We start from the raw sequence: 12800 nt of genomic DNA on the forward strand, positions 1-12800 counted from the left end.
GCCCCGGACGCAGAACGGCCCGGCCCGCGGAGAACCGCGGACCGGGCCGAGCAGTGCGGGGACTACGCGCTGACGAGCACGAGCTCTTCGAGGGGGAGGCGGGTGCGAGGGGCGACCTCGCGCTCGCGCAGCACGTCGTTCGCGAGCGACTCCGGGTCGCCGACGACGCCGATCGCGGCGACGGTCACGGGGTCGAAGCGCTCGTCGATCGCGAACTCCTCGCGGAGCCCGTCCTTCTCGAAGCCGGCCATCTGGTGCACGTGCAGCCCGTCGTGATGGGCCTGGATGCTGAGGTGCGCGACGGCCTGGCCCAGGTCGTAGACGGCCCAGGGGCGCGGCTTCCCGTCGGCGTCGACGGTCTCGGCGAGGGCGACGACGAGCGCCGCGGCCGAGCCGGCCCACGCGGCGTTGAAGCCGACGAGGTGCTTCGCGACGCGGTCGAACTCCGGCGTGCCGCGGCGGGCCACGATGAAGCGCCAGGGCTGGGAGTTGCTGGCTGAGGGGGACCAGCGCGCGGCCTCGAGCAGCGAGGCGAGGGTCTCGTCCGAGATCGCCGCCGTCGTGTCGAACGAGCGCGGGCTCCAGCGCTCGGCGAGGACGTCGAGGATCGGCGCGCTGGTGGTGGCGGTGCGGGACACGGTGGCGAGGGGCATCGGGGGAGCTTCTTTCCGGGAGGGGGCGGATTCGACCGGGGCTCCGTTGCCCGCGCGGTACAACGCCCCGCGACGAGCACGCATTCCCGCCGGCGGGGTCCGGGTAAGGCATACCAGGACCGTTCGCCCTCGGAGGACCCCCGGGTCGGGCGCGCTCGGAACGGTACGCTCGGAGACGGCGTGGTTCCCCGCGCGCAACGTTCACGACTCTGATGGAGGATCATCCATGGCCCAGCACTTCGACGTCGTCGTCCTGGGGGCGGGTCCCGGCGGGTACGTGGCTGCGATCCGAGCGGCGCAGCTCGGCAAGTCGGTCGCGATCGTCGAGAAGCAGTACTGGGGCGGCGTCTGCCTCAATGTGGGCTGCATCCCGTCCAAGGCGCTCCTGCGCAACGCGGAGCTCGCTCACATCTTCCACTCGCAGGCCGAGCAGTTCGGCATCTCGGGTGACGTCTCCTTCGACTTCGGCGCGGCGTTCGACCGCAGCCGCACCGTCGCGGACGGGCGCACCAAGGGCGTCCACTTCCTGATGAAGAAGAACAAGATCACCGAGTTCGACGGGACCGGCGCCTTCACCGGCCCGAAGGGCCTCGACGTGCAGCTGACCAAGGGCGGCTCGGAGTCGCTGACGTTCGACGACGCGATCATCGCGACCGGCGCGTACGTCCGCCTCCTGCCCGGCGTCGAGCTCTCCGAGAACGTCGTCACCTACGAGACGCAGATCATGACGCGCGATCTGCCCGACACGATGGCCATCGTGGGCGCCGGCGCGATCGGCATGGAGTTCGCGTACGTCCTCAAGAACTACGGCGTCGACGTCACGATCATCGAGTTCATGGACCGCGCCCTCCCCAACGAGGACCCGGACGTCTCCAAGGAGATCCAGAAGCAGTACAAGAAGCTCGGCGTCGAGATCCTGACCTCGACCAAGGTCGAGTCGGTCGTCGACAAGGACGGCTACGTCACCGTGACCTACACCGCGAAGGACGGCACGCAGTCGACCCTCGAGGTCGACAAGGTCATGATGTCGATCGGCTGGGTCCCCCGCGTCGAGGGCTTCGGCCTCGAGAACACGGGCGTCGAGCTGACCGAGCGCGGAGCGATCGCGATCGACGACCACATGCGCACCAACGTGCCGCACATCTACGCCATCGGCGACGTGACCGCGAAGCTGCAGCTCGCGCACGTGGCCGAGGCGCAGGGCGTCGTCGCCGCCGAGACCCTCGCCGGTGCCGAGACCCAGACCCTGGGCGACTACCGCATGATGCCGCGCGCAACGTTCTGCCAGCCGCAGATCGCCTCCTTCGGCCTCACCGAGAAGCAGGCGACCGACGAGGGCCACGAGATCACCGTCTCGACCTTCCCGTTCATGGCGAACGGCAAGGCGCACGGCCTCGGCGAGCCGACCGGCTTCGTGAAGCTCATCGCGAGCAAGCAGTACGGCGAGCTCCTCGGCGCGCACATGATCGGCCCGGACGTCTCCGAGCTGCTCCCCGAGCTCACGCTCGCGCAGAAGTGGGACCTCACCGCGACCGAGCTCGCGCGCAACGTGCACACCCACCCGACGCTGTCGGAGGCGCTCCAGGAGGGCTTCCACGGCCTCAAGGGGCACATGATCAACATGTAGGTGCCCCCACCTGCACCGCACCTCCGGCTCGCAGGAACCGGTCCGGCTCGTCCGGATCACCGGTTCCCGCGAGCCGGAGGTGTTTCCGCGAGCCGGAAGCGCTCCCGCGTGCCGGAGACGCTCCCGCCCCTCCCGCTACCGTCGACCGCATGGACGCCCGCCTCCTCGACCACCTCGCCGCCGACGCCTGGCCGCCGCTCGAGAGCCGCGCACTCGAGGGCTGGCTCCTGCGCGCCGCCTCCGGAGTCACGAAGCGGGCGAACTCGGTCCTCACCTCCGGACCCGTCGCCGACCCCGAGCGCGCGATCGACGCCGCGGAGGCGTTCGCCCGCGAGCACGGCATCCCGCCGCTCCTGCAGCTCGGCCCCGCGACCCTCCCCGCCGACCTCGCCGAGCGCCTCGGCGCCCGCGGCTACTCCCCGCACGATCGCACGCTCGTCCTCACGGGCACGGTCCGGGAGGCGCTCGCCGCGCTGAGCGGGGAGCCCGCCGAGATCGACGCGCACCCGTCCGACGAGTGGATGCGGCTCTGGTGGTCCGTCGACGGCCGGGGAGGCGACGCCGAGCTCGACGTCGCGCGGCGGATCCTCGCGGGCTGCGACTCCTCCTACGCCCTCCTCCGCGACGAGGACGGCCCCGCCGCGTGCGGCAGGCTCGCCTTCGCGACCGCGCTCGACGGCGAGGCGTGGTGCGGCCTGTTCGGAGTCGCCACGCGCCCCGATGCGCGCCGCCGGGGGCACGCCTCCTCGGTTCTCCGCTCCCTGCTCGAGCAGGCGCGGGACCGCGGGATCGAGCGCCTCTGGATCCAGGTCCTCGAGTCCAACTCCGGCGCCCGTCGCCTCTACGCGGCACTGGGCTGCGAGCAGTCCTCCTGGTACGAGTACTGGCGCCGCCCCTGACCCGCTCGCCCGGCCCCGGCTGATCCCCGCCGCGAGAGGCCACTCCGGCACGCGACACGCCGGTCGGGGCGTACCGGAGTGGCATCTCGCGAGGACGTCAGTCCAGGACCGCCCGGGCCACGGAGTCCGCGCGCGCCGAGTCGCCGGTCACGAGCACGCGCCACCACACGCCGTCCGCGAGCACGTCGACCTCGCAGGTGCCGGCCGAGCAGCCCGAGATCGCGCGCTCGCCGAGGCCGTCGACGGGCGAGAGCGGGATCGCCAGACCCGTGGTGAGCGAGAGAGTGCGCCAGCCCTCCTCGCCCGAAGGGAGGGCGTCGACGCTGATCCCGGAGTAGGCGGCGTCGGCCGCATCCGTCCAGGTGCACGAGGTGTAGCCCGCGCGGGCCGCGGCGGCGGCTCCGGCGGTCGTGATCGGCGCCCCCTCGGTGCCGGCTCCCGGTGTCGGCTGCACGAGCCCCGCGAGCGACGTCAGCTGCTCGGTCGTCAGCAGGTCGGCGCAGACCGGCCCGGAGCCCGCGACGACCTCGTCGAGCCGACCGGAGGCGGAGTCGGCCGTCGCGGAGGCGAGCGCGGCGAGATCCAGTGCCGTCGGAGCGCCGGTCAGCGCGAGCGAGACCCAGGTCGAGCCGACGAGCACCTGGGCGGTGCAGCCGCCGTCGGTGCAGGATCCGGAGGCGGCGTCGCCCGCGGCCAGCGCGGGACCGGCCGGGAGGGCGGCGAACGCGTCGGCCGCGTCCTCGGCCGCCGAGGCGACGACCGACGCGGGCCCGTCCGTCTCGAACCAGGAGCAGGTCAGCAGCCCGCCGTTCTCCTCGGCGGCCGCGCGGATCAGCTCGGCGGAGCTCCGCACCGCGCCGTCCCGACTGCCCTCGAGCCGATCCGCGGGGAGCCGCAGCGCCTCCGACGCCCTCGAGACCGGCAGCAGGGAGTCGCAGTCGAGCTCGGAGGCGGGCGCCGCGGAAGCCGAGGCCGGGGCCGGAGCGGAAGCCGAGACGGAAGCGCTCCCCTCCGGAGCCGGCGCCCCCGAGCATCCCGCGAGCGCGACCCCCGCGATCAGCCCGAGCGCGACGAGCCGCGCCCTCACGCCGAGAGCTCGCGCTCGATCGCCGCCGTGAACACGTCGATGTCGTCCTCGGTGGTGTCGAACGAGCAGACCCAGCGCACCTCGCCCGTCGCCGGGTTCCAGTCGTAGAAGCGCGACACCTCGCGCAGGCGATCGGCCACTCCGGCCGGCAGCGTCGCGAAGACCGCGTTCGCCTGCGTCGGCTGCGTGAAGGCCAGGCCCTCGATGCGACCCGCCGCCACCGCCTCCTCGAGCCGGGAGCGCAGCCGCGCGGCCATGGCGTTCGCGCTCCGCGCCGAGCGCAGCCACAGCGGCTCCGTCTCGCCGTCCTCGCCGAGCATCGCGAGCAGCTGCGCCGAGAGGAAGCGCATCTTCGACGACAGCTGCATGTTGGTCTTGCGCAGGTAGTGCAGTCCGCTCGACGCCTCGGGATCGAGCACCACGATCGCCTCGCCCAGCAGCATGCCGTTCTTCGTGCCGCCGAACGAGAGCACGTCGACGCCGGCATCGGTCGTGAAGGAGCGCAGCGGCACTCCGAGTGCCGCCGCCGCGTTCGCGATCCGGGCGCCGTCGAGGTGCAGCCGCATGCCGTGCGAGTGCGCGTGGTCGGCGAGCGCGCGCACCTCCTCGGGCGTGTAGACCGTGCCGAGCTCGGTGGACTGGGTGATCGAGACGACCAGTGGCTGCGAGCGGTGCTCGTCGCCGTAGCCCCAGGCCTGCTCGTCGACCAGCGCCGGAGTGAGCTTGCCGTCGGGGGAGGTCGCCGTGAGGATCTTGATCCCGCCGACCTTCTCGGGCGCTCCGCCCTCGTCGGAGTTGATGTGCGCGGTGCCCGCTGAGATCACGGCGCCCCAGCGCGGCAGCATCGACTGCAGTCCGGTGACGTTCGCACCCGTGCCGTTGAAGACCGGGAACGCCTGCGCCTGCTCGCCGAACTCGCGCCGGAACGCGTGCTGCAGGCGCTCGGTGTAGACGTCCTCGCCGTACGCGACCTGGTGCGCGCCGTTGGCCGCGGCGATCGCGGCGAGCACCTCCTCGTGGACCCCGGAGTAGTTGTCGGAGGCGAAGCCGCGGACCGTCGGATCGTGCAGAGAGCTCATGCCTTCATCCTCGCAGCCCGTCGCCGGGGGGTCCCTCCGGGTGCGCGTTCAGCGGGCGCTCATGTTTCCGGCATGTGAACAGCCCGAGAGCGACGAGCCGATCTCCGTCAAGAAGTTGGTATCGGCTGAGCGAACGGCCACTCTTGTCCTATGCGCATGGACACATCGGGGGCGGTCCGCGATATGCCGGCCCCTCCCGGGGTGGACGAGATCGCGGCGCGCTTCGGCGACCCGGTCCTCGCGTTCGCCCCGCAGCCCCGACTCGAGGAGTTCGCGGCGGCTCAGACCATGGCGCTCGGGCGGTTCGTCGAGATCTCCCTGTCGTACTCGTTCTTCAAGAATCCGCGCAATCGCGCCGATCCTGTGAACCACGTCCCGCTCACTCCGGAGCAGAAGCGGGCGATCGACCGGGCCGAGAACGACCACCTGCCGCCTTGGATGGTCGACCAGGTCACGCGGATGCGGTACCCCGTGCTGTGGGAGGCCGTGCGCACCTCGGTGCCGATCCCCGCCGAGCGCAGCCGGCCCCTCGAGTCGCGCCTCGCCGCCCACATGGGCGACGTGCTCCGCAACACGTTCCCCGGCCGCGTCCGCAGCCGTCGGGGCGGCATGCCCGTGGTCGCCGCGGCGCTGCGCGACGAGGACGTCGTGCGAGGCGTGCCGGTCGTGGTCGACGGAGAGGCCCTGCGCGGCTACCGCGTCGACACCGATCCCGACGTGGTCGCCATCGGCGCCCGCGTGGACGGCCGATACATGACCGTGGTGCTCGACCGGAAGATCGTCCCGGACATCCGCATGGAGTTCGTGCGCCGCACGCCTCCGCGCGGTTCTGCTCCGATCGCCCGCCGCTGACGCCCTCGCCGCGATCCCTCGCCGGCCAGCTGCGGAACGTCAGCTGAAGAGGGGGTCTCTCCGCTGTCAGCCGAGTGACCCCCTCCTCAGCCGACGTTCTGCGGGCGCCGATCCGGGTTCCGCGGGCACGGATGCGGTCAGGACCGCCCGGGCACCGCGATCCCGTGCTCGTAGGCGAACACGACGGCCTGGATCCGGTCCCGCACCCGCAGCTTCATCAGGATCTTCGACACGTGGGTCTTCACCGTCGCCTCGCCGACGAACAGCTGCGCGGCGATCTCGGCGTTCGACCATCCCCGCGCGAGGTACACCAGCACCTCGCGCTCGCGATCGGTGAGCTCGGCGACGCCCGGGTGCTCCCGGGGGCTCCGGGCGGGATCCGCGGCGAAGCGCTCGATCACGCGGCGGGTGACGTCCGGGGCGAGCATCGCGTCGCCGCGGGCCACGACCTGCACGGCGTCGACCAGGTCCTCGGGCGAGGCGTTCTTGAGCAGGAAGCCGCTCGCTCCGGCCGACAGCGCGTCGAAGAGGTAGTCGTCGCGGTCGAAGGTCGTCAGGATCAGGACGCTCGAGCACAGCCGCGGGTCCTTCACGATCTCGCGGGTCGCGGCGAGCCCGTCCATGCCCGGCATCTGCACGTCCATGCAGATCACGTCGGGGCACAGTTCGGTCGCCCGCGCGATCGCCTCGGAGCCGGTGCGGGCCTCGCCCACGATGACGATGCCCGGCTCGGACTCCAGGATGATGCGGAACCCCGCGCGCACCAGCTCCTGGTCGTCCACCAGGAGGACGCGGATGTCGTCGGTCATGCGCGGCCCCCGCTCGCTGCGTCGAGGCGCCCCCGCGACGCCCCGGTCGACGCTACCGGGTCCGGGAGCGGCTGCGGGCCGACGACCGGCGCCAGCGGGACGTGCACGTGCACGAGGTAGCCCTCTCCGCGCCGGCCCATCTCGATCCGCCCGCCCACGGCCGCGGCGCGCTCGCGCATGCCGGTCTGCCCCAGGCCGCAGGAGGCGGGCGCGGTCGGGTGCGGACCGTTGCCGCCGTCGTCGGCGACCTCGAGCTCGACCGCGTCGGGCAGGTAGCGCAGGCGCAGCTCGGCCCGCGCGCCGGGGCCCGCGTGCTTGCGGACGTTCGTGAGCGACTCCTGTGCGATGCGGTAGAGGCTGAGGCCCACCGTCGCGGGGATCTCGCGCGGGAATCCGATCGTGCGGAACGCCGTCGGGAGCCCCGAGCCGGCGGAGGCGCCGACGAGCTCCTCGAGCTGCGCGACGCCGCGGGTGGAGGCGGAGTCGGTCGGGACGGTGTCGAGGGGCCCGGCCGCGGGCGACTCCTCGGCGCGGAGTGCGACGAGGATCCGGTGCAGCTCGTCGATCGCCGAGCGGGCGTCGCTCTCGATCGCGCTGAGCGAGCGCGCGGCCTTCTCGGGGTCGCGGGCGAGGACGCGGCGCGCTGCTCCCGCCTGCACCCCCATGACGCTGACGTGGTGCGCCACGACGTCGTGCAGCTCGCGGGCGATGCGCAGGCGCTCCGAGGTGACCGCCTGGCGCGAGGAGCGCTCGCGCTCGTCGTCCAGCTCGGCTGTGCGCGCCTCGAGCGCCTCGAGCCGGCGCGCCGACTGCCACGACGCCTCACCGAAGACGAAGGCGCTGCCGAAGTAGAGCAGGTTGACCAGCAGGACCAGCGCCGATTCGGCGACGTAGGGCGAGAGCGGTCCGACGGACTCGGTGGCGGGCAGCGCCCGGTCGAGCCACTCGCCCGTGATCAGGGAGGTCACCAGCCATCCGAGCATGGCGATCGCGATCACCAGGCGCACTGCGAGGGCGGCACGGCGGTCCCGGCTCCACGCGCCGACCGTGTAGATCGCGAGGAACAGGCAGATCTGGTTGAAGAGCGACTCCGGCACCTGGAGCACGAGACCGAGCGTGTAGACCACCGCGAGGACGATCGCGACGGTGGCCGGGTACCTCCGCCGCAGCGCCAGCGGCAGGGTCAGCGCGACGGCCCAGTGGGCGCTGACGACGGGGTGCGCCGCGTCGGGGAACCCGGCCGAGGTGTACAGCAGCACCGAGATCACGGTCGCGAGCAGGAGGATCCCGGCGGCGACGGCGTCGCGGATGTACTGCGGCCGCGTGGGGGGTCGCCTCGTCCAGCCGGCGTCGAAGGGATCGGCGGCGGCGACGGCGTCGGCACCTCGGGACATGACGTCCACGGTACGCGACCGGGCCGCGGCGGAGGCGGATCCGCAGTCGCCCGCCCCCGCCGCCGGCTCAGTCGCGCCCCGTGATCCCCTTCGTCGACGCGATCACGTCGCGCATCTTCTTCTCGAGGGCCTCGTAGAACATCGACAGCGGGAACTCGTCGTCCAGCACCGCGTCGGTGAGGCCGCGGGGCGGCCCGAGCAGCACCTCGTCCGGCAGTCCACGGGCCCAGGCCGACGCGGGATGCGGAGTGAGCACCGACGCGATCAGGGCGTGCGCGGCCAGCCAGTGCGCGGTCTTCGGGCGGTCGATCGAGCACCAGTACAGGTCGTCGATCGCGTCCGACAGGGCGACGACCACGTCGGCGACGCCGTCCCACTCGAAGGCGAGGCGCGTGTCCGTCCAGTGCAGCACCCCGTGCCGGTGCAGCCAGGCGAACAGCAGCTGGCCGCCCAGACCGTCGTAGTTGCGCACGCGCGAGCCGGTGAGGGGGAAGCGGAAGAGGCGGTCGAACAGGATCGCGTACTGCACCGAGCGCGCTCGCCCGGACAGGCGCTCCTCGTCCTCGTCGCGGTGCTCGGCCGCGGCGAGCCGGCGCTCGATCGCGACCGATTCGCGGAACGCCGTCAGATCGCAGCGCAGCTCCTCGAGCGAGTAGAGGAAGAAGGGCATGCGCTGCTTGATCATGAAGGGGTCGAAGGGCAGGTCGCCGCGCATGTGCGTGCGGTCGTGGATGAGGTCCCACATCACGAAGGCCTCCTCCGCGAGGTGCTGATCGGCGATCAGGCGGCGTGCGTCCTCGGGCAGGTCGAGGCGCGTGACCTCGGCGGCGCTGCTCACGACGCGGCGGAAGCGGGCGGCCTCGCGGTCGGCGAAGATCGCTCCCCAGGTGAAGGTCGGGATCGCGCGCATCGCCACGGTCTCGGGGAAGAGCACCGCGCTGTCGGTGTCGTAGCCGGCGGTGAAGTCGACGAAGCGGACCGGCACGAAGAGCGCGTTCGAGTACTCGCCCGCCTCGAGCTCGGCGACGAAGCGCGGCCAGACCACCTCGACCAGCACGGCCTCGACGTGCCGGTCGCGGCTGCCGTTCTGGGTGAGCATCGGGAAGACGACGAGGTGGCGCAGCCCGTCGATCCGGTCGAGCTGCGGCTGGAAGGCCTGCAGGGAGTCGAGGAAGTCGGGGACGCCGAGCCCGTCGGTGCTCCACCGCTCCAGGTCGACGACGAGCGCGTCGAGGTACGCGGCGTCGTGCGGGAAGCGAGGAGCCAGGGCGCGGACGGCGGCGACGATCCGCTCGAGCGCGGAGCGCGCCTCGAGCAGCGTCGCCCGGTCGGCGAGGGAGCCGTCGGACGTCTGGAGAGGCTGCAGGTCGCCGACCGCGGCCTTGAGGTCGAGCCAGGCGGAGGAGGACTCGACGCGGTCCTCGAGGACCTCCGGCTCTCCGACGACTGTGCTCTGCACGAACTGCGACATGGTGATCCTCCTCACGCTTCGAATCCTCGGTGGAACGGGTTGGATGCGACCCGACTCCGAGCGTAGGGCCGCGTGCGCGCGCTTTTCTTGCGTGGGAGCGGAGCGGAGCGGCGACGTCGGCGCTCGCCGCGCACGTCTGCGCCGCGGGGGGCGGCAACGGCGCTCAGGAGCGGTTCCGGACGTCGTCGGCGCAGGATCCCGGGGACTTCTCCACGTGTCTGATCAGCACTCCACCAGGCGTCTCGCAGGTTGGACCCCCCGTCCGGGGCTAGATTCCTCCACGACCCACCGTGACCCCGGTCAGGGGGTCAGGATGGTGCGGACATCGCGGCCGCATCCCGAGTGCGGCCCATCCGATCGAGCGGCCACTCCGAACACCTGGCGGAGGGGCACGACCGACGAGCCATCCTGAGAGAGAGGATCGGAGCGCGTGACGGGACCCGAACCCGGAAGCGACCACAGCACAGTCAGCATCGATCAGCACCCCTCGACCCTCCGCCTGCTGCCCTGGCCGCAGGCGGGCACCGCCGCACTCCGCGTCACCCGCGCGGAGTCCGACACGGGACGTGGGTACGACGAGGACGGAACCCTGCACGACCGCTACCTGCGCGGTTGGGCCGAGGGCACCGCCTTCTTCTACGCGATCGAGCTCGACGGCGACTGCGTCGGCTCCATCGGCTATTGGTACGGCCACTCTCGCGGCATCGTCGCGTACGAGACGGCCTGGAGCCTCGCTCCCGAGGCGAGGGGACGCGGCGTGGCCGCGCGCTCGGTGCGCCTGCTGCTCGACGAGGCCGCGGCGTTCCCGCTGCCCCGCTTCGTGCACGCGTTCGTGCGCACGGACGACGCGGAGGACAGCGCGATCTGCGTCGAGGTCGGCTTCGACCGCGTCGACATCGTCGAGAAGGGCGATCCGCCGAGCCTCTGGGCCGACTGGGCGTTCGATCTGGCGGCGGTCGCCTAGGGGCGGATGAGCGCTCGAGCTCGGCCCGATCGTGCGGTCGAGCCGAGCTGAGCACGCGGGATCGTGTTCACCGGGCCCTGAGGGCGGGCGCCGCCCGACCCGCCGCGTCGCGCGGCGCTCACACCCCGTGAGCGGCGAGCCACGGCCGCAGGACCGCGAGGAACTCCTCCGGCCGTTCGACGCTGGGCAGGTGCGCCGCCTCGTCGAAGACGCAGGAGTCGGCGCCCGGGATCGTCTCGGCGAGGTACTCGTGCACGGGGAACGACTCGGAGAGGTCGTGCGCGCCCACCACGATCAGCGCCGGCAGCGCCAGATCGACCACCCGGTCGTAGGCGGGCGGCTCGAGCGGGATCGGCCGGGGCTTCTCGTGCTCGTGGCCCGCGCGGCCGCGCGCGAGCTCCCGCACGGCCTCGACGAAGGACGCGTCGAGCGAGTCCGCGGAGCGCTCCGGCCCGAAGGCCCACAGCTCCGCCTCCCGCCGGGCGACCAGCTCGTGGTCGCCGCGCGTCAGCAGGGCGTCGATCTCGTCGAAGAGGGCGTCCTCCCGCGCGGTCAGCTCCGGATACGGGAAGCCGCCGACACCCGGGCAGATCGCGACGAGCGCACTCACCCGGTCGGGATGGGCGATCGCGAGGTCGAGCGCCGCGGATCCGCCCCGCGAGCAGCCGATGACGGCGGCGCGCTCCACGCCCAGGTGCTCGAGCACCGCGAGGAGGTCGGCCCGCTCGTCGAAGTCGACGTCGTCCGTCCTGGTGCCGCCGAAGCCGCGGGAGTCCAGGCGCACGACGAGATGGTCCTCGGCCAGCGCCGGCACGATCGGGTCCCACATCCTCAGATCGGCGATGCCGGCGTGCACCAGCAGCAGCGCGGGGGAGGAGGCGTGGCCGTCCGCCTCCCAGTGGAGGCTCGCGCCGGGGACGTCGAGATGCGGCATGCGGCCACCGTAGGCCCGGCCCCGTCGGGGTGCAACGGCACCCGACCCTAGGCTGGAGGGACGCCTGCGAGCCGTCCGCTCGCCCGAGGGACGGAGGACGCCGTGGAGGGAGTGCTCACCGGATTCGCGATCATCGGCGTGATCATCGCCGTCGGCTACCTGATCGCCCGCTTCGGCCTGGTGCCGCCCGAGGGCCGCGTGGTCCTCTCGCGCATCGCCTTCTTCGTGACGACCCCCGCTCTGCTGTTCACGGTGCTCTCGAGGGCCGACGTCACGGTGCTCTTCTCCTCCTTCCTCCTGGTGTCGCTCTGCACGGTGCTGCTCGTGGCGGCGGTCTACGTGCTCGCCTCGCGCTTCTTCTTCCGCCGGCCGCTGCCCGAGACCGTGATCGGCACGGCGTCCTCCTCCTACGTCAACGCCAACAACATCGGGCTGCCCGTGGCCATCTACGTCCTGGGCGACCCGCAGTGGGTGGCACCGACCCTGCTGCTGCAGCTGCTCCTGCTCGCGCCGACGATCCTCACCGTGCTCGACATCTCGACGAGCGGGCGCACCTCGGTCGGCGCGATCCTGACCCAGCCGCTGCGGAACCCCATGATCATCGCGTCCGGGCTCGGCCTGCTCGTCGCCGTCACGGGGGTCGACGTGCCGGCCCCCGTGCTCGAGCCGTTCTCGATCATCGGCAACGCGTCGATCCCGCTGGTCCTCATGGCCTTCGGCATGTCGCTGCGCGGGCAGCGGCCGCTGGAGGCGGGCCCCGCACGGATCGAGGTCGTCGTCGCGTCGACCCTGAAGTCGCTCGTGATGCCGGCGGTGGCGTGGAGTCTGGGACGCTTCGTCTTCCAGCTCGACGCCGAGCACCTCTTCGCGGTCACCGTGACCGCCGCGCTCCCCACCGCGCAGAACATCTTCAACTTCGCGACGCGCTACGACCGCGGAGTCGCCGTGGCGCGGGACACGGCCCTGGTGAGCACGGTCGCGGCCGTTCCCGTGCTCATCGCCGTGTCCCTCCTCCTGGGTTGACGCGAACG

Annotated in this window: 12 protein-coding genes; 5 read left to right on the forward strand and 7 right to left on the reverse strand. The window is 72.5% G+C overall.

The features are described from left to right. Positions 1 to 62: 62 nt before the first annotated feature. Positions 63 to 653: a nitroreductase family protein gene (locus tag IOC53_RS05445; RefSeq protein ID WP_207403353.1), complete on the reverse strand. Its 591-nt coding sequence runs from the start codon at positions 651 to 653 to the stop codon at positions 63 to 65. 226 nt (positions 654 to 879) lie between these two features. On the opposite strand from IOC53_RS05445, the gene lpdA reads away from it, so the two are divergent. After that, entirely contained in the window at positions 880 to 2280 is a 1401-nt protein-coding gene (gene lpdA, locus IOC53_RS05450) for a dihydrolipoyl dehydrogenase (RefSeq protein ID WP_207403354.1), read from the forward strand. Between the two features lie 149 nt (positions 2281 to 2429). Continuing rightward, positions 2430 to 3179 carry a GNAT family N-acetyltransferase gene (locus tag IOC53_RS05455; RefSeq protein WP_207403355.1) on the forward strand — a complete coding sequence of 250 codons (750 nt, stop codon included), beginning with the start codon at positions 2430 to 2432 and terminating at the stop codon, positions 3177 to 3179. 97 nt (positions 3180 to 3276) lie between these two features. Here IOC53_RS05455 and IOC53_RS05460 read toward each other — a convergent pair whose 3' ends face one another. Then, a complete protein-coding gene (locus IOC53_RS05460; RefSeq protein WP_207403356.1) occupies positions 3277 to 4266 on the reverse strand; it encodes a hypothetical protein in 990 nt (329 codons plus the stop codon). Further along, positions 4263 to 5345, reverse strand: a complete 1083-nt coding sequence (locus tag IOC53_RS05465) for a low specificity L-threonine aldolase (RefSeq protein ID WP_207403357.1) — start codon at positions 5343 to 5345, stop codon at positions 4263 to 4265. Before IOC53_RS05465 ends, IOC53_RS05460 begins: the two co-directional genes overlap by 4 nt. Positions 5346 to 5546: 201 nt before the next feature. On the opposite strand from IOC53_RS05465, the gene IOC53_RS05470 reads away from it, so the two are divergent. After that, entirely contained in the window at positions 5547 to 6197 is a 651-nt protein-coding gene (locus tag IOC53_RS05470; RefSeq protein ID WP_207403358.1) for a hypothetical protein, read from the forward strand. Between the two features lie 137 nt (positions 6198 to 6334). Here the strand turns inward: IOC53_RS05470 and IOC53_RS05475 are convergent, their stop codons facing one another. The 3 genes from IOC53_RS05475 to IOC53_RS05485 all read right to left on the reverse strand — a co-directional run bounded on the left by IOC53_RS05475 (position 6335) and on the right by IOC53_RS05485 (position 9871). Continuing rightward, positions 6335 to 7006: a response regulator transcription factor gene (locus IOC53_RS05475; protein WP_207403359.1), complete on the reverse strand. Its 672-nt coding sequence runs from the start codon at positions 7004 to 7006 to the stop codon at positions 6335 to 6337. After that, on the reverse strand, positions 7003 to 8400 hold the full coding sequence (locus IOC53_RS05480) for a sensor histidine kinase (RefSeq protein ID WP_207403360.1): 1398 nt from the start codon (positions 8398 to 8400) through the stop codon (positions 7003 to 7005). Before IOC53_RS05480 ends, IOC53_RS05475 begins: the two co-directional genes overlap by 4 nt. 67 nt (positions 8401 to 8467) lie before the next feature. After that, entirely contained in the window at positions 8468 to 9871 is a 1404-nt protein-coding gene (locus IOC53_RS05485) for a DUF6421 family protein (protein WP_207403440.1), read from the reverse strand. 430 nt (positions 9872 to 10301) lie between these two features. Between IOC53_RS05485 and IOC53_RS05490 the strand changes: the two genes are divergently transcribed. Continuing rightward, positions 10302 to 10835: a GNAT family N-acetyltransferase gene (locus IOC53_RS05490; protein WP_207403361.1), complete on the forward strand. Its 534-nt coding sequence runs from the start codon at positions 10302 to 10304 to the stop codon at positions 10833 to 10835. Between the two features lie 118 nt (positions 10836 to 10953). Here IOC53_RS05490 and IOC53_RS05495 read toward each other — a convergent pair whose 3' ends face one another. Then, positions 10954 to 11769 carry an alpha/beta fold hydrolase gene (locus IOC53_RS05495; RefSeq protein WP_207403362.1) on the reverse strand — a complete coding sequence of 272 codons (816 nt, stop codon included), beginning with the start codon at positions 11767 to 11769 and terminating at the stop codon, positions 10954 to 10956. A gap of 102 nt (positions 11770 to 11871) precedes the next feature. On the opposite strand from IOC53_RS05495, the gene IOC53_RS05500 reads away from it, so the two are divergent. Beyond that, on the forward strand, positions 11872 to 12792 hold the full coding sequence (locus IOC53_RS05500; RefSeq protein ID WP_207403363.1) for an AEC family transporter: 921 nt from the start codon (positions 11872 to 11874) through the stop codon (positions 12790 to 12792). Positions 12793 to 12800: the final 8 nt, after the last annotated feature.

Source organism: Rathayibacter sp. SD072 (genome assembly GCF_017355185.1).
Classification (GTDB): Bacteria; Actinomycetota; Actinomycetes; order Actinomycetales; family Microbacteriaceae; genus Rathayibacter.

Coding starts and splice junctions, on each gene's coding strand:
- IOC53_RS05445 (WP_207403353.1), bottom strand. CDS start 653: ATGCCCCTCGCCACCGTGTCCCGCACCGCCACCACCAGCGCGCCGATC.
- lpdA (WP_207403354.1), top strand. CDS start 880: ATGGCCCAGCACTTCGACGTCGTCGTCCTGGGGGCGGGTCCCGGCGGG.
- IOC53_RS05455 (WP_207403355.1), top strand. CDS start 2,430: ATGGACGCCCGCCTCCTCGACCACCTCGCCGCCGACGCCTGGCCGCCG.
- IOC53_RS05465 (WP_207403357.1), bottom strand. CDS start 5,345: ATGAGCTCTCTGCACGATCCGACGGTCCGCGGCTTCGCCTCCGACAAC.
- IOC53_RS05475 (WP_207403359.1), bottom strand. CDS start 7,006: ATGACCGACGACATCCGCGTCCTCCTGGTGGACGACCAGGAGCTGGTG.
- IOC53_RS05480 (WP_207403360.1), bottom strand. CDS start 8,400: ATGTCCCGAGGTGCCGACGCCGTCGCCGCCGCCGATCCCTTCGACGCC.
- IOC53_RS05485 (WP_207403440.1), bottom strand. CDS start 9,871: ATGTCGCAGTTCGTGCAGAGCACAGTCGTCGGAGAGCCGGAGGTCCTC.
- IOC53_RS05495 (WP_207403362.1), bottom strand. CDS start 11,769: ATGCCGCATCTCGACGTCCCCGGCGCGAGCCTCCACTGGGAGGCGGAC.